The following is a 24,909-nucleotide window of genomic DNA, read 5'->3' as shown; positions in this document are numbered from 1 at the left end:
AGATGTCAAACTGTCTGAAGGGAAAACGCGGTCTGATCATGGGCGTAGCCAATGACCGCTCGATCGCCTGGGGCATCGCCAAGGCCATGCACGAGGCCGGGGCCGAGCTGGCCTTCACCTATCAGGGCGAGGCCTTCGGCAAGCGGCTCGAGCCGCTGGCGCAAAGCTTGGGCAGCGACTTCATGGTCGATGCCGACGTGACCGACGACGCCTCGCTGGACCGGGCCTTTGGCGAATTGTCCGCGCGCTGGCCGACGATCGACTTTCTGGTCCACGCAATCGCGTATTCAGACAAGACCGAACTGACCGGCCGGTTCTTGAACACGACGCGGGCCAACTTCAAGCACTCGCTGGATGTGTCGGCCTATTCCTTCATCGAAGTCGCGCGTCGCGCCTATCCGATGATGAAGGACAATGGCGGCACCCTGCTGACCCTGACCTATCAGGGGTCGAACCGCGTGGTTCCGAACTACAACGTGATGGGCGTGGCCAAGGCGGCGCTGGAATCGGCGACCCGCTATCTGGCCAACGACCTGGGGCCCGACGGCATCCGGGTCAACGCGATTTCGCCGGGCCCGATGAAGACGCTGGCCGGTGCGGCCATCGGCGGTGCGCGCAAGACCTACAAGTTCTGCGACCAGAACGCGCCGCTGCGCTCGAACGCAACGCTCGAAGCGGTGGGCGGCACCGCTGTTTATCTGGCTTCGGATGCCGGCGCCTGCACCAGCGGTGAAATCATCCGGGTCGATGGCGGGTTCCACGTTCTGGGCATGCCTCAGCCCGATTTTATGTGACTCGATCTTTCCCTGTCGCCGCCAAGATTTGACCAATTTTCGGCGGCAGGTTTCGGCACATGAGCAAACTTGACCGAATAATCGCCAGCAGCCCGCGCGTGCAACAGGCCCGTCGAAAGGAAAGGTTCCTCAGCGAGCGTGCGCGCAAACTGCTGCTGACCCTCACGACACTGTTGATCTTGTGGGTGTTCTATACCCAACCGCAGCTGCGGTCCGCAGTTGGGTCGTTGTTGGATCTGGTGCCCGGGCTATAGGCCCGGACCGGTCAGTTGACCGAAACGACCTCGATATCAAAGGTCAGATCCTGCCCGGCCAGCGGATGGTTGGCATCCAGCGTAACAGTGGTGTCGGTGGCCTCGACCACGGTGACCGGCAAGGCTTGCCCGTCCGGGGTCTGCATCTGCAACTGGGTGCCGGGGTCCAGCGGAATGTCGGCCGGAATGCCTTCGCGCGGGATGTCCTGACGCATCGCAGGATTCACCGGGCCATAGGCGTCTTCGCACGCCACTTCGACCCGTTTCTTGTCGCCGACTTCCATCCCCGGCAGGGCCGAATCCAGCCCTGGAATGATCTGGCCGGATCCGACCGCGAATTCCAGCGGCTCGCGCCCTTCCGAGCTGTCGAAGACTTTGCCGTCCTGCAAAGTGCCGGTGTAGTGAATGCGAACGGTGTCGCCTTGTTTGATTGCGGTCATGGTGGCCTCCGGCCTTGAAGTAGAAAGAGCCGCCCAACCTAGAGCCTGCCGCGCCGTTGTAAACCCTTTTGCGCTTTTCCCACTGGGGCAGTTGTGCAAACCTGCGCGCAATCACGGCGGAGGATCACATGGCAATCACGACCTGCGTTTTCGACGCATATGGCACCCTGTTCGACGTGACCGCCGCGGCGCGGCAAGCGGCAGCCGAGCCCGGCTTTGAAGCGTTGCAGGCCAAATGGCCCGAGCTTGCCAATCACTGGCGCCTGAAGCAGTTGCAATACACATGGCTGCGCGCCGTGGCCGACGCCCATGCCGATTTCTGGGACGTTACGCAGGACGGGCTTGACTGGGCGCTCGACGCGACCGGCCTTCAAGGCGACCCAAACCTGCGCCAGCGTCTGCTGGATCTGTATTGGGAGCTTCAGGCCTATCCCGAAGTACCCGCGATGCTGAAGGCCTTGAAATCCGGCGGTCTGCAGACCGCGATCCTGTCGAACGGCTCGCCACCGATGCTTGACGCCGCCGTCAGGTCGGCGGGCATCGGCGCGTTGCTGGACGATCTGCTGTCGGTCGAAAGCGTCGGCGTGTTCAAACCCCATGCCAAGGTCTATGATCTTGTCCCCGCCCGGTTCGGTTGCGACCGGTCCGAAGTGCTGTTCGTCAGCTCGAACGGCTGGGACGCGGCCGGCGCCAGCGGATACGGCTTCGTCACGGCCTGGGTGAACCGAGCGGGTGAGCCGATGGACCGGCTGCCTTGGGCACCCGCCCATGTGCTGTCCGACCTGACGCGCATCCCCGAACTGGCGGGCCTGTGATGCCGCGTTTCACGACCACCGATGGACTGAACCTTTACTACGCGGACACCGGCCAGGGGCAGCCGCTTCTGTGCTTGGCCGGGCTGACCCGCAACAGTCTCGACTTCTCGTTCCTGGCACCGCATGTCGCCGATCTGCGCATGATCGCGCTGGATTATCGCGGCCGGGGGCAATCGGCCCGCGACCCCGACTACCGCAACTATACCGTCGCGCACGAGGCGCAGGACGTAATCGCGTTGATGGACCATCTGCGCCTGGACCGGGCCAGCATCCTGGGTACCTCGCGCGGCGGACTGATCGCCATGACGCTGGCAGCCACGCATCCCGACCGTCTGGCCGCCGTGATTCTCAACGATGTCGGCCCGGTGATCGAGCCGCAGGGCATCTCCCGGATCATCGACTATGTGGGCCGCAAACCGGTGTCGAAAACGCTTGATCAGGCGGTTGCGATCTTGAAACAGATGATGGAGCCGCAATTCCCCGGCGTTCCGCTTGCGGTCTGGCGCAAACAGGCCGCGTTCCAGTACGAGGAAACGGCCGATGGTTTGGCCCTGCGCTATGACCCGGCCCTGCGCACCGCCTTGCTGGAACAGATCGAAGCCGGCGAAACCCCGGACCTGTGGCCCCTGTTCGATGCCTTGCGCGCCGTGCCAACAGGCGTGATCCGCGGCGCCAACTCGGACCTTCTGAGCCGCGACACGGTCGATGCCATGCGCGCGCGCCATCCCGGCCTGATCACGGGCGACGTGTCCGATCGCGGCCATGTCCCGTTTCTGGACGAGCCACAATCCCTCGACATCATCCGCAAGACATTGGAACTGGCATGAGCACCATTGACCTGATCGAAGCCGCCGCCGACCGTCTGGCTGACCATGTGCGCAAAACGCCGCTGCTGACCTCGCCCTTTCTGGACCAGATCGCGGGGCGCCGGGTGCTGGTGAAACCAGAATGCCTGCAGCACACTGGCAGCTTCAAGTTCCGCGGGGCCTGGTCGGCCATTTCCGCGCTGGACGACGCGGCCCGCAAACGCGGGGTTATTGCCTATTCCTCGGGCAATCATGCGCAAGGGGTAGCCCATGCCGCAACTCTGCATGGCACCAGGTCGATCATCGTGATGCCCTCGGACGCGCCCCGGCTGAAGATCGAGAACACCCGCGCTCTGGGGGCCGAGGTGGTGCTGTATGACCGCGCCTCCGAAAGCCGCGAGGATATCGGCGAGGCGCTGGCGGCCGAACGTGGCCTGACCCTGATCCGCCCCTATGACGAACCGCAGGTGATCGCCGGGCAAGGCACCGTCGGCCTGGAACTGGCGCAGCAAGCCCGCGATCTGGGTGTCGAGACTGCCGATGTTCTGGTATGCTGCGGCGGCGGGGGTCTGACTGCCGGCGTCGCCCTGGCGCTGGACCGCCACGCGCCCGGCCTGCGCGCCCGCCCCTGCGAGCCCGAGGGGTTCGACGATGTGAGACGCTCGCTGGCCGCAGGCAGCATCCAGGCGAATGCGGCTACCTCCGGCAATATCTGCGACGCGATCCTGACGCCGCAACCCGGAGAGATCACCTTTCCCATCCTCAACCGCCTGTGCGGGCCCGGTCTGGCGGTCTCCGAGGCCGAGGCGCTGCAGGCGATGGCCCAGGCCTTTCTGCGCCTGAAGATCGTGCTGGAACCCGGCGGTGCGGTTTCGCTGGCGGCGGCGCTGTTCCGAAAGGACGAGATCGCGGGCGATGCGGTGATCGTCGTGGCCTCGGGCGGGAATGTCGATCCGCAGGTCTTTGCCGGGGCATTGGAATTCCTGACCTGACAAGCGGTCGGGCTAGGTGCCATAAGGTGCGGCAAACGCTGCAGAAACCCAATAAAAGAAAAAGGTCGCCCAGATGCACATCGCGGATTTCGGAGAGGTCAAGCTGCACTATCGCGAGGACGGAACCCCTGACGGGGCACCCGTCGTCTTTGCAAACTCGCTGGGGACCGATATGCGCCTGTGGGACCCGATCCTGCCGTTGCTGCCCGACGGTCTGCGCATCATCCGCTATGACAAGCGCGGGCATGGATTGTCTTCGCAGCCGCCAGGCCCCTATTCGATGGGCGCTTTGGTGCGCGATGCCGAGCGATTGCTGGATCACCTTCAGGTCCGCGACTGTGTCTTTGTCGGACTGTCCATCGGTGGTATGATTGCACAGGGTCTGGCCGTGAAACGACTGGACCAGATCAGGGCGATGGTGCTGTCGAACACGGCAGCCAAGATCGGCACTCCGGCGATATGGGCCGACCGGATCGCGGCCGCGCGCAAAGGCGGGATCGAAGCCCTGGCCGACGCGACGATGGAGCGATGGTTTTCCAAGGCGTTCCGGTCCTCGCCGGACGTCCACCTGTGGCGCAACATGATGGTGCGGCAGCCGTTGGAAGGGTACCTGGGCTGCAGCGCCGCGATATCGGGAACCGATTTCTTCACGCCGACCAGCGGATTGCGCCTGCCGACGCTGGGCATCGCCGGGTCCGAGGATGGATCAACACCCCCGGACCTTGTGCGCGAAACGGTCGATCTGATCCCCGGCTCGCGGTTCGAGTTGATCCGCAAGGCCGGACACCTGCCCTGCGTCGAACGGCCCGGCGACTACGCGGCGCTGCTGTCGGATTTTCTGGCCGAAACCGGGCACGTCTGAGAAGGAGGAACCGGTGGCGAATTTTCTGTTGATCCACGGGTCGTGCCATGGCGCCTGGTGCTGGCGCGACCTGATCCCCGAACTCAGATCGCTGGGGCACAGCGCGCGCGCTATCGACCTGCCCAGCCACGGCGCGGACCCGACGCCGGTGTCGGCCGTCACCCTTGACGATTGCCGTGACGCGATACTTGCGGCGTCCACACCCGACACCATCCTGGTCGGGCATTCCTGGGGCGGCTATCCGATCAGTGCCGCGGCCGACCATGCGCCCGACCGGATGCGGGCGCTGATATACCTGTGTGCCTACGTGCCCCGGCCCGGCCTTTCGATGATCGACATGCGCCGGCAGTCTCCGCGACAACTCATTGCGGATGCCGTTGAAAAATCGGCCGACGGCCTGTCCTACACTGTCCTGCCGGAACGGGTGGAGGGCCTATTCTATCATGACTGCGCGCCTGAAACGGTGCGCTATGCCCTTGCGCGGTTGTGCCCCCAGGCCATCCGCCCCCAGGACACGCCTTTGGACCTGAGCGGCGGTTTTGCCCGCGTTCCCAAGGCCTATATCCGCGCCACAGACGATCGGACCATTCCCCCGGAATACCAGGAGGACATGAGCCAGATCGCACCACCGGATCTGCGCCTATCCATCGACAGTTCGCACTCGCCCTTCTTTTCGCAACCCGGACATCTTGCACAGCAACTGAGCGGATTGGCCGCCCGGCTCTAGCGGTCGGGAAGTGACCGCACGTCACACGCCGTTTGCCGCCACAAACCACCGCGAGCGGGTTCATAGACCGGCATGGCCTCGCTAAGCTCGGCCCGAAAAATAACAGTTGGCACAGGCATGCGGCTTCCTTTTCTTTTTGCGTTCGGAACCGTGATGATCGATGCAATGGGCATCGGTTTGATCATGCCGATCATGCCGCAGCTGATCGTCGAGGTGCAGGGCGGGTCTCTGGCCTCGGCCGCCATCTGGGGCGGCATTCTCAGCACCGCCTTCGCGGCCATGCAATTCCTGTTCGGGCCGGTTCTGGGAAATCTGTCCGATGCCTATGGGCGCCGGGTCGTTCTGCTGGTGTCGCTGCTGATGATGGCGCTGGACTATGTCGTGATGGCGATTGCGGGCAGCATCTGGCTGCTGCTGGCCGGACGCATTCTGGGCGGCATCACGGCGGCCACGCATTCCACCGCCGCGGCTTTCATCGCCGACGTGTCGAAACCCCACGAAAAGGCGGCCAATTTCGGGCTGTTGGGCGCGGCGTTCGGGGTTGGCTTTGTGCTGGGGCCGTTGATGGGCGGGCTGCTGGGCGAATATGGCACACGCGCACCTTTCTGGGCCGCCGCGGGGCTGTCGGTGCTGAATTTCTGCCTTGGATTTCTGGTCATGCCGGAAACGGTGACCGACAGAAACCGCCGCCCGTTCCAGTGGCGGCGCGCCCGGCCCGACAGCGCCCTGCGCGCGATTGCCGGCCTGCCCGGTATCAGGCCGCTGCTGTGGGTCTATTTCCTGTATTCGGTGTCGATCTATGTCTACCCGGCCATCTGGTCTTATTTCACGGTCGAGCGGTTCGGATGGTCGACCCAGATGATCGGGCTGTCTCTGGCCGTTTACGGGCTGGGCATGGCTGCCGTTCAGGGCGGGCTGATCCGCCCGGCCACCCGGCATCTGGGCGAGCGCAGAACGATCCTGCTGGGCATGGTATTTGAGATCGTCAGCTTTCTGCTGTTGGGCTTTCTGACCAATGGCACCATCGCCCTGATGCTGATCCCGATCACCGCCTTGGGCGCGATGGTCACCCCGGCGCTGCAGGCGCAGATGTCGCGCGCAACGCCGGATTCGCAACAGGGCGAGCTGCAAGGTGTGCTGGCCGCCCTGCACGCCTTGTCCATGATCCTTTCCCCACTGGTCATGACGGCAGTGTTTGCGCAGTTCGCCCGGCACGATGCCGCGATCTATCTGCCGGGGGCGCCTTTCCTGCTGGCTATGGGCCTGATGCTGGCGGGCTTCGCGTTGTTTTTACGGGTCCGGGCTTCCGATATGTAACAACGACATGGGAATGACGTTTTCCGTCTTGCAGCCCACGGTTTCAAACGCCACCGTGACCCAAACCAAAAGAGGGATCCATGCAGACCATCAAAGCCGCCGTATGCCGCGCCTTCAACCAACCGCTTGTCATCGAAGACATCCAGATCGCGCCGCCCGGCATGGGCGAGGTCGAGGTCACGCTGGATGCGGTGGCGATCTGCCACTCCGACATCACCTATGCCAGCGGCGCGTGGGGCGGGTTTCTGCCCGCCGTCTACGGGCACGAGGCCGCAGGTGTGGTCTCGGCCGTCGGAGAAGCCAGCGGCGGATTCAAGGTTGGCGATTCGGTCGTGGTGACCCTGATCCGCGCTTGCGGGTCCTGCCCGTCCTGCGCCAGCGGCAAGCCGGTGATCTGCGAAACGCCCTATGACACGGTGAACGGGCCGCTGCGCACGGCGGACGGTGGGCCGCTGGAACAGGCGATGGCCTGTGGCGCATTTGCCGAAAAAGTTGTGGTCAGCCATCGCCAGATCGTAAAGATCCCCGACGCGATGCCTAAGGACGTGGCCAGCCTGCTGTCCTGCGGGGTGATCACCGGCGTGGGGGCGGCGGTCAACGCCGCGCAGTTGCGCCCGGGTCAGGATGTCGTGGTCATCGGCGCGGGCGGGGTGGGCCTGAACGCCATCCAGGGCGCGCGGCTGGCCGGGGCCCGGCGGATCGTGGCCGTCGACATGACCGAAGAAAAGCTCGAGATCGCCAAGGAGTTCGGCGCCACGCACGGGGTTCTGGCCACGCTGAAAGAACCGTGGAAAGCGGCGTACAAGGCCCTGGGCGGTCGGGGGGCCGATGCGGTTCTGATCACCGTTGGGGCCATCCCCGCCTATGATCAGGCGCCCCGCTATCTGGGTCGTGGTGGCAAGGCGGTGATGATCGGCATGCCGCATTCCGGCGCGCAATCCAGCTATGAGCCGGTCATTCTGGCAGCACTGGGTCAGAGCATGGTTGGGTCGAAGATGGGCGACGTGGTGATCCAACGCGACATTCCGTGGATGATCGATCTGTATGAACAGGGGCGGCTGAAGCTGGACGAGCTGATCTCGGGTCGCTGGACGCTGGAACAGATCAACGAGGCCATCGAGGACACCAAGACCGGGTCGGCCAAGCGCAACGTCATCGTATTTGACCGGGGCTGACGGCCCCGGACCACCGGCGGGAGGAGACCGGATGAAACTACAGGATCTCGACATCATCGTGACCGCTCCGCCCGCGCCGGGCTGGGGCGGGCGCTATTGGATTCTGGTGAAGGTCACCACCGACACCGGCATCACGGGCTGGGGAGAATGTTATGCCTCCTCGGTCGGCCCCGAGGCGATGAAACACGTCATCCGTGACGTGTTCGACCGCCACATGGCCGGCGAAAACCCCGAGAATATCGAGCTGATGTTCCGCCGCGCCTATTCCAGCGGCTTCACCCAGCGCCCCGACCTGACTGTGATGGGGGCATTCTCGGGGCTGGAAATCGCGTGTTGGGACATTCTGGGCAAGGACCGGGACCGCCCGGTATACGCTCTGATCGGCGGCCGGATGAACGATCGCATCCGCGCCTACACCTATCTGTACCCGCTGCCGCAGCACAATCTGACCGATTTCTGGACCTCGCCCGAACAGGCCGGGGAAAGCGCCGCCGAAATGGTCCGGCGCGGCTTCACCGCGGTCAAGTTCGACCCGGCCGGTCCGTACACGATGCGCGGCGGGCATATGCCGGCCATGTCCGACATCTCGATGTCGGTGGCCTTCTGCAAGGCGATCCGCCAGGCCGTGGGCGACAAGGCCGACCTGCTGTTCGGCACCCATGGCCAGTTCAACACCGCGGGCGCCATCCGCCTTGGGCAGGCAATCGAACCTTACTCGCCGCTGTGGTTCGAAGAGCCCACCCCCCCGGACATGATCGAGGACATGGCCCGCGTCGCGCGCAATGTCCGCATTCCCGTGGCCACAGGCGAGCGGATGACCACCAAGGCCGAATTTGGCGCGGTCCTGCGCTCCGGTGCGGCCGAGATCCTGCAACCCGCTTTGGGGCGGGCTGGTGGCATCTGGGAGATGAAGAAGGTCGCCGCCATGGCCGAGGTCTTCAACGCGCAGATGGCGCCGCATCTCTATGCCGGGCCGGTGGAATGGGCCGCAAACATCCATCTCGCGGCCTCGATCCCGAACCTGCTGCTGTTGGAGACCATCGAAACGCCGTTTCATGACCGGCTGATTAAGGGCTCGATCCGGGTCGAGAACGGCTTTGTCGAACCGCCTTTGGCCCCTGGTCTGGGTATTGAGGTCGATGAGGATCTGGCCCGCGCCCATCCCTATTCCGGCGACGGTCTGCACCTGCAGATGCAGGAAGACCCCTGCGATTATGTCAACGGCAATGCCTTCCAAGGCGGCGCCCCTGCCACCGAGGGGTGACAAGGCCGGGCGGCTTGGTGCATACAGGCCCGGCCCGATCTTCAGCGCTGCAAGGTGTATCTTGACCCGTCCAGACACTGACCGAACATTTCAGCCCGCCAAACCAACGTTGGACATGGCCGCAAGCGCGACCCAAGCCGCCGCGTTCCTCAAGACCCTCGCCCATGAAGGGCGGCTGATGATCCTGTGCCACCTGAGCGCCGGCGAAAAATCGGTGGGAGAGCTGGAGAAACTGCTGAATCTGCGCCAGGCCGCAGTCAGCCAGATGTTGGCGCGGCTGCGGGCTGAAGGGCTGGTTTCGACCAGACGCGAGGGCAAGGCGGTCTTTTATTCGCTTGCGGACGGGAACACGGCGCAGGTCATCGATCTGCTGTATTCGCTGTACTGCAAGCCGCAAAGCTGACCCGGATCAGCGCGAGACATACCCCGCGATCACCTGCATCAACTTGAACGCCGTCGCCGCGTCGTTTTCGACCACGGCCAGGAACTCTTCTTCGCCGATGCGCAGACAGGTCAAATCGGTTTCGGCCACCATGCTCAGCGCGCGGGGCTCCTTGCGGATCAGCCCCAATTCGCCGACCAGGGTGCCCGGCCCGACGCGGGTCACCAATTGGTCGGGGCCGCTCTCTTGCGGCAGGTACAATCCCGCCTCGCCCTCGATGATCATATAGGCCCCGTCGGTGGGCTGATCGTCTTTCAGGAAAACGACCTCTCCGGCGCTGGCGCGATACCATTGCGCCCCGAAGGCCAGCAGGCGCAACTGCCGCCGGTCCAACCCCGAAAACAACGGCGTCTGTTCAAGTGCGCGCAGCTTGCGGACCAGATCGGCCGAGGCTGCGCCTTCGCCTTCGGATTCGGATGCGATTTGATCTGACACGACCCGACCTTGCCGGATTTCGACATACATGTCGAACACGCCCGGAGTCTGGAACTGATCGTTCAGATAGATGATCGTGGTGTCGGGCAGCAGCGCCCGCAGGTTCCGGAACACCGCGATCTGGGTTTCCATGCCATAGCTGGCAAGCGCGTTTTCCAGGATCAGAATGTCGGGCTTCTTAATCGTGGCGCGGGTGAAGGCCAGCGGCTCGGACAGGGCCGCCGGCAGGTTCTGCCCGCCCAGCGCGACCGGGATGTCGTAGATCAGTTCGATCACCATCGGGCGCGCGCCGTTCTCGGCCAGCACATCGGCGACCAGTTTGCGCACCTCGTCCGAGCGGGCGCCGCCGATCTGGCTGACCTTGCCGAACAGCGCGTTCTCCAACACCGTCAGGCCCGGGGCGAATTGGTTGGGATCCAGCGGCGCGAATACGTCGTTCAGCCGCTCCATCAGCTTGTGAGAATGGCTGTGGCGCAATTCCAGAATGCGGTTCTTCAACTCGTCGGAAAAGGCCGGCCCGATCTGCTCGGCCGAGATCACGAACGGCACCGCCAGCAAGCTGGCCAGTTGCTCGTCATCCAGCCCGGCAGCCCCGGTCTCGCGCGTCCGCTCGACCAGTTCGACCGCCGCCTCGTAGGTTGCGGCCTCGAGCCCCAGTTTCCGGAACAGCGGGTGGTCGGTTCCATCCAGCCCGAAGATCTGCCGCAACATTTCGATCACGTCGCGCGTCAACGCCACCAGCGTCTCGTCCAGCCCCAGCTCTCGCAACTGACCTAGAAAAACGGTCTGCCGCGCCAGCAACTGCTGGGTCACCGGAACGCGCGGAACCGCAAACAACAGATTTTCGGCTACAGGCAGCGCCGGATTGTAGGACGCACGGTCAAACAGCAGCGCCTGCTGTTCAAGACCGGCCGTCCGAATGGCATCCTGCACCACCGGCCGCAGTTCGATCAATCGGGCGGCCAGTTCGGGGTGCAGGTCCTGATCGAACACCTGCTCGGCCCCGCGCTGAAACAGGGTCGGTCCCGAACCCATCCCCTCGATCAGCTTCAGCCACCAGTCCCGCAGGTCCTGGGTGGTTTCAAACCCGGCCAGCAACGGTTCGAGCCATTCGGCGTCGAGCGGATCGGGGCTGTTGCCAGCGCGCAGCGTTTCCTGAAAGTCCGGATCGTCGGGCGGTGGGGTCAACGGGCGCTGCCGCAGCGGTATCATCACGTTGTCGCCGATGGTTCCCTGAAACATCACCGGGCGCGAGGTCGCATGCCCGATCCGGGCGGCGATCACCGCCTGATGCAGGCCCGACAGATCCTGCCCGGCGACCTCGACCTTGCCCGATCCGGGCAGGATCTCGCGCGTGAGCAGATCGGCTAGCGCGCGGCGGTCTTCCTCGCTGGGGGCGGCGATGCCGATGGTCCGGCCGGCACCGAAGGTCAGGTTCAGATCGTCCAGAATCTGGTTCCCGTCCAGATCGCGCACCGTCACCTGATCCAGCACGATGTCGCCCTTCAGGTGCGGAACGTCCTCGGGCGTGCCCTCGAACAGCCTTTCATCCAACATTCCTTGGGGGGCAAAGCGTTCGATCACCACCTCCCACCGCAGCGACATGTCCTGGGTCTGGTTGTAGTAGGTCAACAGTTCCTTCCAGGGCGAGCTGAGATCCTTGTACGCGGCCAGGGCGGCCACCAGCGCCCCCAATGACACCGACCCCTGCAGCACCAACAGACCGCCCACCAGGTAGAACATGAACGGCGTCAATTGGGTGATGAAGTTGTTGATGAACTTCATGAAGAATTTCTTCTGGTAGATCTCGAACCGGATGCCGAACAATCGGCCCAGCTGCGCCGAGATCAACGCCAGACGATAGCGCCATCCGCCGTTCTGGCGCAGGGTGGCCGCGCCGACCGCGTTTTCGCCGATCTGGGCGGCCAGAACGCGGACCTCTTGAATGCGACGCTTGTTGAGCAGGTTGATCTGCCGTTGCAGCCGCGGAATCAGCCAGGCCTGCACTGGTATCAGCGCCACAGCGGCCAGGCCGAACCAGACGCTTTGCAGGAACAGGAAGGACAGGATGGTCAGCATCTGCCCGGCCTGCAGAACCGGCTGGCTGATCGCGTCGCCCATCAGGCCGCCCATCGGCTCGCTTTCGGCGGTGATCATCGAAACCAGCTCGCCTTGGCTGACCCGTTCGAAATAGGGCTGCGGGAACCGCACCGCCCGCCGGATCAGCTGATAGCGGAACCGACGCAGCATGCGCTCGCTCAGAACGCCCTTCATGGTGTTGATGCGCATTTTCATCAAGCCATGCGCCAGGACGGCGGCCAAAAACGCAAAACAAAGAATGATTAGGAATGTCGTTTGTTCCAGGGCAAAGCCCCAGACATCGACCACCTCGCTCGAGGCGCCGATCGCATCGTTGATGATACGCTTGGGCAGTTCCAGCGTCAGATACAGCAGTGGGAAAAGGGTCGCCGTCACGGCCAACAGGATCAGCTGATCGCGTTTTGAGTACTTCCAGATAAACCCGAAAATCGAACGTTCTATGGCGCCTGCCCCTGCTGATGAACCAAATCTCAAAACTGGCAACGTTCGAATGAACAAAGCAGGCCGACGGTACAGCATTCGCAATCGGCGACGCAAACGGATTCAGGTGGCGGGAAACTAATTCGGCTTGTGTGAACTAGTTCATTTGCGAACGCGGGAATTTGCACCTAATCTGTGCTGGGGATGATATCGGGAGGGTTCATTTGCCTGCCACACTGGGCACAGTGCTGCTTTTGGTTGCGTTGCTTCAAGTCAAGCACATGTTTGCCGACTTCTATCTCCAGACCCCCAAGATGTTGTCGGGGCGCGGGGTGTATTTCCATGCTGGGCGTGCCCAGCATGCGCTGGTGCATGTCATCGGCTCGGTCATCGTATTCGTGATCTTCGGTGCCCCATTGTCCTTCATTCTGATGATCGTGGCGCTGGAGTGGATCATCCACTTCAACATCGACTTCGCCAAGGCCAGCTATTCCGACAAAAAGCAGTTGCAACCGAACCAGGCGGCGTATTGGCGCGCGGCGGGGCTGGATCAGTTTTTACACAACCTGACCTATGTCGGCATGGCCTGGGCATGGGTCGAGTTCGTGCCCAGATGATCACAGCTCGACCGGCCGGTTGCGCTTGACCGGACGCAGGACGACATTCGTCTGCGCGCTGGCAACTGCCGGCAGTCGAAACAGGAAATTCTCGAGAAACTCATTGTAGGTAGCCAGATCCCGGCACAGGACCCGCAAGTGGTAGTCGGCCTGGCCGGTGGTGGAATAGCACTCCTGCACTTCTTTGCATGTCTCGATCGCGCGGATGAATTCCACGATCCGGTCCGGGTCGTGGCGGGTCAGATGCACATGCACGATCGCCTCGAACGCCAACCCCATCGCGGCCGGGTTCACGACCGCGCCATAGCGTTCGATGACACCGGCCTCTTCCAGCGCGCGCACGCGCCGCCAAAGGGCCGAAGCCGACATGCCCACCGCATCCGCCAGATCGGCATTCGACATGCGACTGTTCTTCTGCAAAAGCGCCAGGATGCGGCGATCTCTGTCGTCCAGCTCCAACATGCGCCCAGATTATTTCAAAAATCGCATATTTGTGAACAAATTTTTCGGAAAATACCTATTTTCTCGGAGAAATTGGAACGATTTTTCACGCAGATCGGTCCAGAATTCTCGGGTTCAAAACTACGCGCGGACCCCAGCCATGAGCCACCACGACAGCGCACTTCGGACCTATCAACTTGCAGACCGCTATGAACAGACCACCGGCCGGGTATTCCTGACCGGCACGCAGGCGCTGGCACGCATCCTGATGGATCAGGCTCGGCGCGACCGCGATGCCGGGCTGAACACGGGCGGGTTCGTCTCGGGCTATCGCGGCTCGCCCTTGGGCGGGCTGGATCTGGAACTGTGGCGCGCGCGCGAACGGCTGAAATCCGACAACATCACCTTCATGCCCGCCGTGAACGAAGATCTGGGCGCAACCGCCGTTCTGGGCGCGCAGCAGGCGACCCTGGACCCGCAGTGCGAATTCGAAGGCATCTTCTCGATGTGGTACGGCAAGGGGCCGGGCGTCGACCGCTCAGGCGACGCATTGAAACACGGCAACGCCTATGGCTCGGCCCCCAAGGGCGGCGTGCTGGTCGTGGCCGGCGACGACCATGGCTGCGTCAGCTCATCCATGCCACACCAGTCCGACGTGGCCTTCATGGCATGGTTCATGCCCACGCTGAACCCGGCCTCGGTCGAGGAGTATCTGGAATTCGGCGAATACGGCTTTGCTCTGTCGCGGTACTCCGGCACTTGGGTCGGGTTCAAGGCGATTTCGGAAACCGTCGAAAGCGCCCGTTCGGTCGAGCTGCGCCCCGACCGACAGTTCATCCTGCCCGAGATCGACCTGCCCCCCGGCGGGTTGCATGTGCGCGCCGCCGACCTGCCCTCCCCCGAGATCGAGACCCGCATCCAGCACAAGCTGCGCGCCGTGCGCGCCTTTGCCGAGGCCAACCCGATCGACCGGCGCGTCTATGACATCGACAACGCCAAGTTCGGCTTTGTCACCACTGGCAAGGCGCATTTGGACCTGATGGAGGCCTTGCGCCTGCTGGGACTGGACGAGGCCGCCTGCCGCCGTCTGGGCATCGACATCTACAAGGTCGGCATGGTCTGGCCGCTGGCGCGGCGCAACGCGCTGCGCTTCGTGAAGGGCAAGGCCGAGGTGCTGGTCGTCGAAGAAAAGCGCGGCATCATCGAAAGCCAGTTCAAGGAATACTTCTACGATTGGCCAGGCGACAAGCCGCACAAGATGGTGGGCAAATACGACAGCCATGGCGAGCCGCTGATCCCGTGGACGGGCGAGTTGAACCCGCTGATGCTGGTCCCGATCGTGGCGGCCCGGCTGGACAAGTTCTTCCCCGAAGAAGGCCTGCCCGCCAAAGCCAAGGCGCTGACCGAACGGCCGCCGCAACTGATCAACGTGCCCGGAGCGACCCGCACGCCCTATTTCTGCTCGGGCTGTCCGCACAACACCTCGACCAAGGTGCCCGAGGGCTCGATGGCGGCCAGCGGCATCGGCTGCCACGTCATGGCCTCGTGGATGGATCGCCACACCGTCGGCTATGCCCAGATGGGCGGCGAAGGTGTGCCGCATGTGGTGGCGTCCAAGTTCAACGGCGGTAAGCACATCTTCCAAAACCTCGGTGAGGGCACCTGGTATCACTCGGGCTCGCTGGCGATCCGGCAGGCGGTCGCGGCCGGGACCAACATCACCTACAAGATCCTCTACAACGACGCCGTGGCCATGACCGGTGGCCAGCCGGTGGACGGGCCGGTCAGCGTGGCCGGCATCGCCCAGACCTGCCGCGCCGAGGGCGTCGAGCGGATCGCTATCGTTTCGGACGACATCTCTAAATTCCACCACGCCGATTTCCCGGCGCAAACAACCTTCCACGACCGCGCCGAACTGGACACCTTGCAACGCGAGCTGCGCGAGACGCCGGGCGTGACCGTCCTGATCTATGAACAGACCTGCGCCACCGAAAAGCGCCGCCGCCGCAAGCGCGGCACGATGGAGGACCCCCAGCGGTTCGTCTGGATCAACGACCTGGTCTGCGAAGGCTGTGGCGACTGCTCGGTCGAATCCAACTGCCTGAGCGTCGAGCCGCGCGAAACCCCGCTCGGCCGCAAGCGCAAGATAAATTTGAGCTCGTGCAACAAGGACTTCTCGTGTCTCAACGGATTCTGCCCCAGCTTCGTGACCATCGAAGGCGGCGAACGCCGCAAACGCATGGCAAAGCTGGATCTGGCAAAACTCGAGGACGGGCTCCCCGACCCTACCCTGCCACGCCTGGACAAACCGTTCGAGCTGCTGGTCACCGGCGTGGGTGGCACAGGCGTGGTGACAGTTGGTGCGCTGATCACGATGGCGGCCCATCTCGAGGGGAAAGGCGCCTCGGTCCTGGATTTCACAGGCTTTGCTCAGAAATTCGGAACCGTTCTCAGCTATATCCGTTTGGGAGACACTCCAAACGCGCTGAACCAGGTCCGCATTGATCAGGGCGCGGCCGATGCGGTGATTGGTTGCGACGTCGTCGTCAGTTCGGCCCCCAAAGCCTCGGCGCATTACCGCAAGGGTACGCGCGTGGTCCTGAACCGGGCGGAAATGCCGACCGGCGATATCGTTCTGCGCCGCGACGCTCAGTTGCAGGTAAAAGCCCGTGAACAGGCAATTCAGAACGTGGTTGGGGCGAAAAACCTGTTCGGTTTCGACGCCAATGCGGTGGCGGAAAACCTGCTGGGTGATGCCGTGTTTGCCAATGTGATCATGCTGGGTTTTGCGTGGCAGCACGGTCTTGTGCCGGTATCGCATGTCGCGCTGGGTCAGGCGATCCTGCTGAACGGTGTCGCTGTCGAGAAGAACCGTCTGGCTTTTGCAATCGGGCGCAACATGGCGGTTCGTCCGGACGTTCTGGCGCTGCCTTCCGACGACTTTGGTTCGGACGAAACACTGGATCAGATGATTGCGCGCCGCACCGCCTACCTGACCGAGTATCAAAACGCAAAATACGCGCAGGCCTATGCCGATCGTTTCGCCGCCCTCCGCTCGGCGCTGCCGCAGGCTGACGAGACCCTGCTGCGCAGCGTCGCTCGCAACCTGTTCCGCTTCATGGCCTACAAGGATGAGTTCGAAGTCGCGCGGCTGATGACTTCGGACCATTTCGCCCAGGACCTGGCCAACCAGTTCGAGGGCGATTTTGCGGTCCGCTTTCACATGGCTCCGCCCCTGCTGAGCCGCAAAACGGACGCACGGGGCCGACCGCTGAAAAAGGCGTTCGGACCTTGGATGCAGCCGGTTCTGCGGGGCCTGTCAAAGATGCGGGCGCTGCGCGGAACAGCTCTCAATCCGTTTGGCTATCACGCCGAAGCGCGCCTCCACCGCGATCTGCTGAATTGGTATCAGGGGCTGTTGGACCGCGTTGTGGCCGAGTACGGCGATCGGGATGCCGAAACGTGGCAAAGCATCCTGGCGTGCGCTGACGAGATCCGCGGTTATGGCCCGGTTCGGATACAAGCGGCCGAGACTGCCAGACGAAAGGTCGAAGACTTGTTGCGCGCGCCGCGCGCTCAGGCCGCCTGATCCAGCACCGAGGCCTTGTAAGCTGCGAGCCAAGCCGCATCCAGCCGGTCGACAACGGCTGGATCGAACCGGTCTTCGACCTCCCAATACCGGCCGGATGGCACCACGTAACCGACCTCACACTCGGCCTGCAGCAGAGCATCGACGTGTTCGGTGCTCGGCAGGGCCTCGGGGATCACTTCTGTATGCGAAACGGATGGATAGACCAGCCGGCTGGGTCCGGAGGACAACCGCACCACATTGCAATCCTGACGCGCCGCCAGCAGCGCCAGCCGTGCCGATTTCGCCTCGAGCGAGCGCAAGGTGACGTCGGCGCGCAAGGGATCGGCCGTTCCCTGGCCGTAGAAATGGGTATTGCCCGAGCGCGGATAGACCATGTCGCAGCCAAAGTAGGCCAGTACCGATGGTTTGAGATCGCCCAGCGCCCAGTACCCGGCGGTAAAGGCCATGGTTCCACCGGCATAGACGAAGCCGCCGTAAGCGTTCTGGATCGGGACATAATCCTGCGCCGTCACGATGCGCTGCGTCGCTGTCAGACAGTCGGGGCGGTTCTCGGCCGGAAAATCCTCGGGATGGATCAGGAAATCCCAATCTTCGCGGATGCGCCAGGCGTTGTTGATGGCCACGATATGAGTGAACGCCCCGCGCGTCCAATCCCGCGCAGCCAGTGCTGCGGGCGCACTTCCCAAGATAAGAACTCTGGTGTCATTCTCCGCCATCGAACACGCCCTCTCTCAGTGTTTCCCGAGAGCTAGCGCATTTGTCCGGCATGGCTAGCCAAGGACCGAAAAGCTGCTTTCCTCGTTGATGGGCCGCTTGCGGGAATAGAAACCCACGTCGATGGTACGTTTGATATAGGGCAGCTCGAATTGCAGGGGCTGGGCGTCGTGATCCGCACCGCCCTCACAATACTCCACCAGCGCGGCCATCATCTTGCCCGCGATCGGCGCGTTCTTGTACTGGTTCCCGCTGGTGCCGCAGGCCATGTAAAAGCCCGACAGGCTGGATTTGTCATAGATCGGGATCCAGTCGGTCGAGGCGTCATAAAGATCCACGACCCCCCGCATCCGCGAGGGGATGCCCAAGCTCGGCACCCGCTGCGCATAGCGCATCGCCTGCGTCGTCCACTGGTCGGTGAAATCGCGGTTGTAATGAATGTCATCCTCGCACCACTGATGCGGGTCGCAGTCCGGGTCCTCGGATCCGATCAGGATGTGATTGCCATGTTCTGGCCGGCAGTAGCAGGCAATGTCGCTGTCCGAGACGATGGTTCCCTGACGCTCGAAATCGAACCCTTTGGGCGCCGGCACATGCACCACCTCCTGCCGCAGCGGGCGGGTTTCGATGGTCATGTCGTCCAGCACACCCGCCATGCGGTTGATGATCGACGATCCCGGCCCGGCCACGTTGATCACCACCGGCGCATGAATCTCTTCGCCCGAGGCCAGCCGGACGCCTTTGACCCTGCCACCTTCCTGCAAGATTTCGACGACCTCGGCCCCGGTCCGCACCTGCGCGCCGCGCTGCGTGGCCGCTTGCATCAGGTTCTGCGCGGACAGGGCCGGGTCCGTTACATAGCCGGCCTTGGGCCAGAACACCGCCCCCTGCATCCTGCTGCCATTGGGCTGACCAAAGGCTGGGTCATCCATCCGTTTGGCCGGGGCAAAACTGTCCAGAGAATAGATCGGCAGGCGGTCGAGTATCTGTTCTGCCGACCATTCCTCGAACGGGCAATCCAACTCGGCGCTGTATTGCTTGTGTTTTTTCAGGTGGCCGTTGGCCTTGGTTTTCATGACAAGGCAGCCCGTCTCGCGGAACTGCGCCAGATCGGCCCCATCGGGCAGGCCCAGATAGTCGGCCCAGTCGCGCCAGTAATGATAGCCCTCCCACGCAAAGGCGGTGCCGTCGAAGGTTGAATAGTGCATCCGGATGATCGCGCAGGACCCGGCGGTCGAGCCATGCCCCACCTGCGCGTTGCGGTCCAGCGAGAGGGTCTTCCACCCGGCCTTGGCCATCTCGAACGCGATGGCCGCGCCGATCACGCCGGTTCCGATGATGATTGCGTCAGGCTGGCTCATGGCTTGATCCTCCCTCCCAGCAGCGCTTGGCATAGGCGCTGAATTCCTCGATTTCCTCGGGCCGCGGTTCGACCCCGGTAAAGACGTACAGGTAATGCGGCACCAACGACAGGCGCGTCGCCAATGGCTCGTTCAACTGCGCCAGATCATAGCCGATCTGCATGTAGTACAGCACCCGCGCACGGGTTTCGGCCTCGACCGCCTCATAGCCATGGCGGGCAAACATGGCCCGCAGCGCGGCCAGGCGGCGGGCATCGGACTGGTCCAGCATGCGCCGCACCTTGCCTGATCGCCGCGCCCAGTCGCGCACGGCAAAATCCAGCGCCGTGTCGAACAAGGCGGTGTTGACCACGCAGCGATGCACGTTGCAGACGGCGGCGGTGATGGTCTTTGCCGGGGCCTCGGCCTGCGCGATCAGGGCGGCGGTGTTGGTGGCCTGCCAGCGATCCAGCAGCGCATCCAGCAGGTGCTGCCGGGACTTGAAGTACCAGTAGAACGAGGACCGCGACACCGCCATGCGGTCAGCCAGGTTCAGCACCTTGACCTGCTCGACCCCGTCCGAGATCAAGACATCCATCGCCACGTTCAACCAGTCATCGCGCGTGACCTTGACGTTGCCGACAAGCGGCTCGGCCTTGGGGTCGTCACGATGCAGGATGGGTTTGCTGTTCATCTCAACTCTCCGGCGGCGCGCCGCCCTCGGCGGTTCGGCGCGCGATGAAGTCGCGCATGGCGTCCAGCCCCGGCTGGTCCTGCGCGGGTGGTTCGAAATTTTTCAGAATGTCGCGCCAAACCGCAGTGGCCCGGTGGTTCGCATCGACCGATCCGCGTTCGGTCCAGGTGCCGAAATTGGCATAATCATGCAGGCGCGGTTCATAGAATTCGGTGGTGTAGCGCTCCATAGTCTGACTTGTGGCAAAGAAATGGCTTCCGGGCTCGACCTCGCGCAATGCAGTGTCGAACCCGATCTCAGCTTGGCCTGCCTGAGCCCCAGCACACAGCTCGGCCACCATGTTCAGCACCTCGGCATCACAGACCAGCTTTTCGAAGGACACGGTCAGCCCCCCTTCCAGCCAGCCGGCCGAATGGATGATCACCGTGGCCCCCGCCATCAGGCAACCCCACAGCCCGAACTGGTTTTCATTGGCGGCCTGCACGTCATTGGCGTTAGAGGCCGACCCGGCCGCCGACCGCCACGGCAGGCCCAGATGCCGCGCCAGTTGCCCCGCCGCCAGTGAGGCCTGGAAATGCGAGGGCGTGCCAAAGGCCGGGGCGCCTGATTTCATGTCCACGTTACTGGTGAAGGTGCCATAGCAGACCGGCGCGCCGGGATTTGCCAGTTGGGTCAGGGTCAGGGCGGCCAGCGCCTCGGCATGGGACAGGGTGATCGCGCCCGCAACCGTGATCGGCGCCATCGCTCCCATCAGCGTGAACGGCGTGATGATCGACATCTGCCCGTGACGGGCAAAGTCGATCAGCCCCTGCGCCATTGGAATGTCCAGCGTGCGCGGGCTGTTGGTGTTGATGATGGTGTAGCAATGCGGCCGGGCGCGAAACTCGTCATCCGACAGGCCCCGCGCGACGGCCAGCATCTGGAAACAATCCATCACCTGCGGCGTCCCGCGCGAGAAGAAGAACGGAAACTTGTCGGTCAACTCCATCTGCGCCTGCGTGGTGAAATAGTGGCGCAGGTGAGTCGGCACGTCCTGCGGCTCGACCTGCGGCGAAATCATCTGGAACACGTCGAAATGATGGGTGAGCTTCAGGAACTCGAGGTAATCCTGCCCGCTGGCCGGGCGGCGGCCGCGTTCCAGATCGGTGGCATTGGGCGCGCCTGCGCCGGGTTGAAACACCAGGCTGCCCAGCTCCAGCGTGAAGTCGCGATGCCGCGCCCCTGCCCGGCAGGCGATGGATTTCGGGGCCGAGTCCACCGCAGCCTCGACCAGATCGCGACCGATGAACACCATTTCGCTGTCTTCATCCACCCGCGCCCCCGCGGCGGCGAACAGGCGCCGCGCCTCGGGCAGCAGGACCTTGACGCCCAGTTCCTCCAGCGTGCGGAGAGCGGTTTCGTGCATGTCGGCGATCTGGTCGGCGGGAAAGACCTCCATCACCGGAAACGGGTTGCGCAACTGGCGATAGTTAACATCCCGATGGGTCGCGGGTACGGCCTCAGCGCCCCGGCCCCGCCGTCGCCGCTCCCTGCCCCGCGCCGCCACGATCAGCCCCGCATCGCCTTGCCCTCGGGATCATAGGGCGACGGCGCGATCACTCGCGCGGGCCGCTCCACCCCGACCACGTGCACCGACAGTTCGGTTCCCGGCTGTGCCTTGTCGCGGTCCACCAGCGCCATCGCCAGCGACTTGCCGATATAGTGGCCATACCCGCCCGAGGTCACGAAACCCACGCGCTGGTCGCCCGCCCAGACCGGCTCGTACCCGCTGGCATCCGCATCCAGCGCGTCCACCTCGAGCGTCACCTGAACCTGCGCCGGGCCGTTGCCCTCACGCTCGGCCAGAGCTGCGTCCTTACCGACGAAATCCTTGTCCCAGTCAATCCAGCGGTCCAAGCCGGTCATGCCGGGTGTGTAGGCCTGGGTGAATTCGGCCGACCAGATGCCAAAGCTCTTCTCAAGCCGCGTGGACAGCATCGCGTTGAAGCCGCATTCGCGGATGCCTTCGCTGGCTCCGGCCTCAAGCAGCGCGCGGCGCAGGGCGATGTGGTCGCCATAGCGGCAGTTGATCTCATAGCCCTTTTCGCCGGTGACCGACATGCGGGCCACGCGGGCGCGCACGAGGCCGATGTCGTAGTCACCGCAGCCCATGAATTTCAGGGTTGAGATATCCTGCTCGGCCAGTTTCTCGACCACCGCCTGCGATTTCGGGCCAACCACGGCAAAGCCGCAGACCTCCTCGCCCAGGTCGCGCACGGTGACCCCGTCGATCATGTGATCGTCGAACCAGCGCATGTGCCAGGCACGCAGGTAATAGCTGCCCATGATCCACCAAGTGCCGTCGCCCCAGTTCAGAACCGTCAGGTCACCCTTGAGCCGCCCGTTCTCGCCCAGCATCGGCGCCAGTTTCGCGCGGCCCGGTCCCGGCAGGTTCGAGGCCATCACCTTGTTAAGCCAGATTTCCGCATTCGGCCCCGAAACCTCGAACCGTGAAAACCCGGTGATGTCCATCAGGCCTACGCCTTCGCGGATGGTGCGGCATTCCTCGGCCACGATGTCGAAGGCATTCGAGCGTTTGAGCGTCGGCGTTTCCTCGAACCCCTTGGGCGCGAAATAAAGCGGCACCTCGAGATCCCAGCTGACCCCCCATTTGCAACCCGCCTCGGTCATTGCGTCATGGGCCGGCGACATCTTCAACGGGCGTCCGGCGGGCAGTTGCTCGTTCGGATAGGTCATCACGAAGCGTCGGGAATAGAATTGGCCGGTGGTTTCGCGGATGTAGCGCTTGTTCTGGGCAAAGTCGCCATAGCGCGCCACATCCATCGGCCAGGCGTCGGCCTCGGGCTCGCCATGGATCATCCATTCGGCCAGCGTCTTGCCGACGCCGCCGCCCTGCAGGAACCCGGCCATCACCGCGCAGGCAGTCCAATAGCCGCGCTTGCCCGGCACCGGACCGACCAGAGGGTTGCCGTCCGGCGAGAAGGTGAAGGCGCCGTTCACCCATGTCTTGATGCCCACATTCTGGATCGCCGGGTAGCGCTGAAAGCCTAGCATCAGTTCGTTCTCGATGCGGTCCAGCTGCTCCTGGAACAGCTCCTCGCCATAGTTCCATGGCGCGCCGTCCATGGCCCAGTGCTCGTGATCGACCTCGTAGATGCCAACCAGAACGCCCTTCTGGTCCTGCCGCATGTAGGTGAAGCCCTCCAGATCCACGGTCATCGGCATCTCGAAATCGGCCGCCGCGACCTCGGGCACCGTGTCGGTGATCAGATAGTGGTGTTTCAGCGGAGATACCGGCAGCTCGACCCCGGCCATGCGCCCCACCTGCTTGGCCCACAGGCCGGCAGCGTTGACCACATGTTCGCAGGTGATCGTGCCCCGGTCGGTCACCACCTGCCAGCCATCGGCGGTCTGGATCAGTTCCTCAACCTTGGTTTCCTCATAGTATTCTGCCCCGCGCTTTTTGGCAGCGGTGGCATAAGCCTGCACGGTGCCCGTGGTATCAATATAGCCTTCGCGGTCGGCCCACATCGCGCCCAGAATGCCGTCGGTGGACATGATCGGGCAACGTTTCTGCGCTTCTTTCGGACTCAGCAATTCGCAATCGTCTATGCCGATGGACTGGAAGATGCGGTAATTCGCCTGCAACCACTCCCACCGTTCGGGGGTTCCGGCCAATGTCAGACCACCGGTCATGTGCAGGCCGATATTCTGGCCCGATTCCTTCTCGATCTCGCTCAGAAGGTCGATCGTGTAAGCCTGCAGCGCCGCCATGTTCGGATCGGCGTTCAGCGCGTGGATGCCCCCCGCCGCATGCCATGACGACCCCGACGCCAGACGCCGTCGTTCCAGCATGACCACATCCGACCAACCGAACTTGGCCAGATGATACAGAACCGAGGCGCCGACGACGCCACCCCCGATGACCACAACGCGATACTGCGATTTCATCCCGACCTCCCCTGGACGATTCCCAAAGGACGCTAGGGGCACTGTTCACTTCTGTCTAGACATTTCTGTACAGTGCTGTCAGGCACTGGCGCTGGGCCGCGCCTGCACGCTGTCGAACCAGGCTCGGGTTGCCGTGTTGCCCTCGGGGATGCGCATCTTGATGACACGGGCGAAATCCACGAAAACGAAGGTCGAGATATCGGCCAGCGAGAACGCCTCGCCCGCGATGAAGGGGCTGTCTTGCAAGCGTTCTTCGAGCAGGTCGAAGAACGCCCCGACGCGCGCGATGCCGCGTTCGGCCAGTTCAGGGATCTGCGCGTGGTTCTGCGGGCCGGGAATGGCGCGGTCCTTGAAGGCCGGATGCGTGTTGCGCAGCGCGTCGGCGATGGGCGCCCCGCCCTGTTGTTCGACGATCGCGTTCCACATCAGCACCAGCCCTTTCTCGTCCGGCGTCCGCCCCATCAAAGGGGGCTCGGGGAAGCGCGCCTCGAGATAGGCGGCGATACCGAGGTTCTCGGTCAGAACGGCGCCCTCGTCGGTAACCAGCACCGGAATGGTGGCGCGGGGGTTCACCTTGCGAAACGCCTCGCTCAGTTGCTCGCCCTTGGCGATCGAGATGTCGCGGGTTTCGATCTGCAGCCCTTTTTCGGCGATGAACATGCGGGCGCGGCGCGGGTTCGGAGCGGTAGAGCAATCGTAAAACAGCATGGGCGGTCC

The 24,909-nt window shown here is 63.5% G+C and carries 22 protein-coding genes; 13 read left to right on the top strand and 9 right to left on the bottom strand.

The features are described 5' to 3' along the window. The first annotated feature begins 2 nt into the window (after positions 1-2). Both AC2FMM_RS00835 and AC2FMM_RS00830 read left to right on the top strand, forming a co-directional pair. Positions 3-794 (top strand): enoyl-ACP reductase FabI, encoded by a 792-nt coding sequence (locus AC2FMM_RS00835; RefSeq protein ID WP_005978083.1) that lies wholly within the window; start codon positions 3-5, stop codon positions 792-794. 59 nt (positions 795-853) lie between these two features. Continuing rightward, positions 854-1,048: a hypothetical protein gene (locus AC2FMM_RS00830; RefSeq protein WP_496682542.1), complete on the top strand. Its 195-nt coding sequence runs from the start codon at positions 854-856 to the stop codon at positions 1,046-1,048. An 11-nt stretch (positions 1,049-1,059) separates the two neighbouring features. Here the strand turns inward: AC2FMM_RS00830 and AC2FMM_RS00825 are convergent, their stop codons facing one another. Next, positions 1,060-1,488: an FKBP-type peptidyl-prolyl cis-trans isomerase gene (locus AC2FMM_RS00825; RefSeq protein ID WP_149775631.1), complete on the bottom strand. Its 429-nt coding sequence runs from the start codon at positions 1,486-1,488 to the stop codon at positions 1,060-1,062. A 128-nt stretch (positions 1,489-1,616) separates the two neighbouring features. Between AC2FMM_RS00825 and AC2FMM_RS00820 the strand changes: the two genes are divergently transcribed. The 9 genes from AC2FMM_RS00820 to AC2FMM_RS00780 all read left to right on the top strand — a co-directional run bounded on the left by AC2FMM_RS00820 (position 1,617) and on the right by AC2FMM_RS00780 (position 9,849). Next, the gene (locus AC2FMM_RS00820; protein ID WP_496795532.1) at positions 1,617-2,303 is read left to right on the top strand and encodes a haloacid dehalogenase type II; all 687 of its coding nucleotides are present in this window, start codon (positions 1,617-1,619) and stop codon (positions 2,301-2,303) included. Further along, on the top strand, positions 2,303-3,130 hold the full coding sequence (locus AC2FMM_RS00815; protein ID WP_496795531.1) for an alpha/beta fold hydrolase: 828 nt from the start codon (positions 2,303-2,305) through the stop codon (positions 3,128-3,130). Before AC2FMM_RS00820 ends, AC2FMM_RS00815 begins: the two co-directional genes overlap by 1 nt. Next, a complete protein-coding gene (locus AC2FMM_RS00810; RefSeq protein ID WP_496795530.1) occupies positions 3,127-4,101 on the top strand; it encodes a threonine ammonia-lyase in 975 nt (324 codons plus the stop codon). The genes AC2FMM_RS00815 and AC2FMM_RS00810 overlap by 4 nt, the downstream gene beginning before the upstream one ends. A 73-nt stretch (positions 4,102-4,174) precedes the next feature. After that, entirely contained in the window at positions 4,175-4,963 is a 789-nt protein-coding gene (pcaD, locus tag AC2FMM_RS00805; RefSeq protein WP_496682535.1) for a 3-oxoadipate enol-lactonase, read from the top strand. Between the two features lie 13 nt (positions 4,964-4,976). Further along, positions 4,977-5,690 (top strand): alpha/beta fold hydrolase, encoded by a 714-nt coding sequence (locus AC2FMM_RS00800; protein WP_496795529.1) that lies wholly within the window; start codon positions 4,977-4,979, stop codon positions 5,688-5,690. A gap of 117 nt (positions 5,691-5,807) precedes the next feature. Further along, positions 5,808-7,007 (top strand): TCR/Tet family MFS transporter, encoded by a 1,200-nt coding sequence (locus AC2FMM_RS00795; protein ID WP_496795528.1) that lies wholly within the window; start codon positions 5,808-5,810, stop codon positions 7,005-7,007. An 80-nt stretch (positions 7,008-7,087) separates the two neighbouring features. Further along, positions 7,088-8,182 carry a Zn-dependent alcohol dehydrogenase gene (locus tag AC2FMM_RS00790; protein WP_496795527.1) on the top strand — a complete coding sequence of 365 codons (1,095 nt, stop codon included), beginning with the start codon at positions 7,088-7,090 and terminating at the stop codon, positions 8,180-8,182. Positions 8,183-8,213: 31 nt separating this feature from the next. Next, positions 8,214-9,446, top strand: a complete 1,233-nt coding sequence (locus AC2FMM_RS00785) for a mandelate racemase/muconate lactonizing enzyme family protein (protein ID WP_496682528.1) — start codon at positions 8,214-8,216, stop codon at positions 9,444-9,446. A gap of 115 nt (positions 9,447-9,561) precedes the next feature. After that, entirely contained in the window at positions 9,562-9,849 is a 288-nt protein-coding gene (locus AC2FMM_RS00780) for a metalloregulator ArsR/SmtB family transcription factor (protein WP_490360281.1), read from the top strand. A gap of 6 nt (positions 9,850-9,855) precedes the next feature. On the opposite strand, the gene AC2FMM_RS00775 is transcribed toward AC2FMM_RS00780, so the two are convergent. Continuing rightward, positions 9,856-12,942, bottom strand: coding sequence for a cyclic nucleotide-binding domain-containing protein (locus tag AC2FMM_RS00775; protein ID WP_496795526.1), 3,087 nt, complete (start codon positions 12,940-12,942; stop codon positions 9,856-9,858). A 125-nt stretch (positions 12,943-13,067) separates the two neighbouring features. Here AC2FMM_RS00775 and AC2FMM_RS00770 point away from each other — a divergent pair, with 125 nt between their 5' ends. Continuing rightward, positions 13,068-13,460 carry a DUF3307 domain-containing protein gene (locus AC2FMM_RS00770; RefSeq protein WP_496711826.1) on the top strand — a complete coding sequence of 131 codons (393 nt, stop codon included), beginning with the start codon at positions 13,068-13,070 and terminating at the stop codon, positions 13,458-13,460. Here AC2FMM_RS00770 and AC2FMM_RS00765 read toward each other — a convergent pair whose 3' ends face one another. Continuing rightward, positions 13,461-13,922, bottom strand: a complete 462-nt coding sequence (locus AC2FMM_RS00765) for an Lrp/AsnC family transcriptional regulator (protein ID WP_496795525.1) — start codon at positions 13,920-13,922, stop codon at positions 13,461-13,463. Between the two features lie 139 nt (positions 13,923-14,061). Between AC2FMM_RS00765 and AC2FMM_RS00760 the strand changes: the two genes are divergently transcribed. Then, positions 14,062-17,490: an indolepyruvate ferredoxin oxidoreductase family protein gene (locus AC2FMM_RS00760; RefSeq protein WP_496795524.1), complete on the top strand. Its 3,429-nt coding sequence runs from the start codon at positions 14,062-14,064 to the stop codon at positions 17,488-17,490. Here AC2FMM_RS00760 and AC2FMM_RS00755 read toward each other — a convergent pair. The 6 genes from AC2FMM_RS00755 to AC2FMM_RS00730 form a co-directional block, all read right to left on the bottom strand. Then, entirely contained in the window at positions 17,478-18,209 is a 732-nt protein-coding gene (locus AC2FMM_RS00755; RefSeq protein WP_496795523.1) for a hypothetical protein, read from the bottom strand. The genes AC2FMM_RS00760 and AC2FMM_RS00755 overlap by 13 nt on opposite strands. A 54-nt stretch (positions 18,210-18,263) precedes the next feature. Further along, on the bottom strand, positions 18,264-19,568 hold the full coding sequence (locus AC2FMM_RS00750) for an NAD(P)/FAD-dependent oxidoreductase (protein ID WP_496795522.1): 1,305 nt from the start codon (positions 19,566-19,568) through the stop codon (positions 18,264-18,266). Next, on the bottom strand, positions 19,555-20,241 hold the full coding sequence (locus tag AC2FMM_RS00745) for a TetR/AcrR family transcriptional regulator (RefSeq protein ID WP_496795521.1): 687 nt from the start codon (positions 20,239-20,241) through the stop codon (positions 19,555-19,557). The genes AC2FMM_RS00750 and AC2FMM_RS00745 overlap by 14 nt, the downstream gene beginning before the upstream one ends. Position 20,242: 1 nt before the next feature. Then, positions 20,243-21,787, bottom strand: a complete 1,545-nt coding sequence (locus AC2FMM_RS00740; RefSeq protein ID WP_496795520.1) for a trimethylamine methyltransferase family protein — start codon at positions 21,785-21,787, stop codon at positions 20,243-20,245. A gap of 2 nt (positions 21,788-21,789) precedes the next feature. Further along, on the bottom strand, positions 21,790-24,192 hold the full coding sequence (locus AC2FMM_RS00735) for a GcvT family protein (protein ID WP_496795519.1): 2,403 nt from the start codon (positions 24,190-24,192) through the stop codon (positions 21,790-21,792). Between the two features lie 78 nt (positions 24,193-24,270). Then, positions 24,271-24,900, bottom strand: coding sequence for a glutathione S-transferase family protein (locus tag AC2FMM_RS00730; protein ID WP_496686868.1), 630 nt, complete (start codon positions 24,898-24,900; stop codon positions 24,271-24,273). Positions 24,901-24,909 lie beyond the last annotated feature (9 nt).

The organism is Ruegeria sp. BHSC043, from assembly GCF_059612985.1.
The sequence above is the reverse complement of the archived record's forward strand: the minus strand, read 5'-3'. Positions and strand labels throughout refer to the sequence as shown.

Bases quoted from the DNA above. Each gene is read 5' to 3' on its own strand.
- AC2FMM_RS00835 (WP_005978083.1), top strand. From the start codon at position 3: ATGTCAAACTGTCTGAAGGGAAAACGCGGTCTGATCATGGGCGTAGCC.
- AC2FMM_RS00830 (WP_496682542.1), top strand. From the start codon at position 854: ATGAGCAAACTTGACCGAATAATCGCCAGCAGCCCGCGCGTGCAACAG.
- AC2FMM_RS00825 (WP_149775631.1), bottom strand. From the start codon at position 1,488: ATGACCGCAATCAAACAAGGCGACACCGTTCGCATTCACTACACCGGC.
- AC2FMM_RS00820 (WP_496795532.1), top strand. From the start codon at position 1,617: ATGGCAATCACGACCTGCGTTTTCGACGCATATGGCACCCTGTTCGAC.
- AC2FMM_RS00815 (WP_496795531.1), top strand. From the start codon at position 2,303: ATGCCGCGTTTCACGACCACCGATGGACTGAACCTTTACTACGCGGAC.
- AC2FMM_RS00810 (WP_496795530.1), top strand. From the start codon at position 3,127: ATGAGCACCATTGACCTGATCGAAGCCGCCGCCGACCGTCTGGCTGAC.
- pcaD (WP_496682535.1), top strand. From the start codon at position 4,175: ATGCACATCGCGGATTTCGGAGAGGTCAAGCTGCACTATCGCGAGGAC.
- AC2FMM_RS00795 (WP_496795528.1), top strand. From the start codon at position 5,808: ATGCGGCTTCCTTTTCTTTTTGCGTTCGGAACCGTGATGATCGATGCA.
- AC2FMM_RS00790 (WP_496795527.1), top strand. From the start codon at position 7,088: ATGCAGACCATCAAAGCCGCCGTATGCCGCGCCTTCAACCAACCGCTT.
- AC2FMM_RS00785 (WP_496682528.1), top strand. From the start codon at position 8,214: ATGAAACTACAGGATCTCGACATCATCGTGACCGCTCCGCCCGCGCCG.
- AC2FMM_RS00780 (WP_490360281.1), top strand. From the start codon at position 9,562: ATGGCCGCAAGCGCGACCCAAGCCGCCGCGTTCCTCAAGACCCTCGCC.
- AC2FMM_RS00775 (WP_496795526.1), bottom strand. From the start codon at position 12,942: ATGCTGTACCGTCGGCCTGCTTTGTTCATTCGAACGTTGCCAGTTTTG.
- AC2FMM_RS00765 (WP_496795525.1), bottom strand. From the start codon at position 13,922: ATGTTGGAGCTGGACGACAGAGATCGCCGCATCCTGGCGCTTTTGCAG.
- AC2FMM_RS00760 (WP_496795524.1), top strand. From the start codon at position 14,062: ATGAGCCACCACGACAGCGCACTTCGGACCTATCAACTTGCAGACCGC.
- AC2FMM_RS00755 (WP_496795523.1), bottom strand. From the start codon at position 18,209: ATGGCGGAGAATGACACCAGAGTTCTTATCTTGGGAAGTGCGCCCGCA.
- AC2FMM_RS00750 (WP_496795522.1), bottom strand. From the start codon at position 19,568: ATGAGCCAGCCTGACGCAATCATCATCGGAACCGGCGTGATCGGCGCG.
- AC2FMM_RS00745 (WP_496795521.1), bottom strand. From the start codon at position 20,241: ATGAACAGCAAACCCATCCTGCATCGTGACGACCCCAAGGCCGAGCCG.
- AC2FMM_RS00735 (WP_496795519.1), bottom strand. From the start codon at position 24,192: ATGAAATCGCAGTATCGCGTTGTGGTCATCGGGGGTGGCGTCGTCGGC.
- AC2FMM_RS00730 (WP_496686868.1), bottom strand. From the start codon at position 24,900: ATGCTGTTTTACGATTGCTCTACCGCTCCGAACCCGCGCCGCGCCCGC.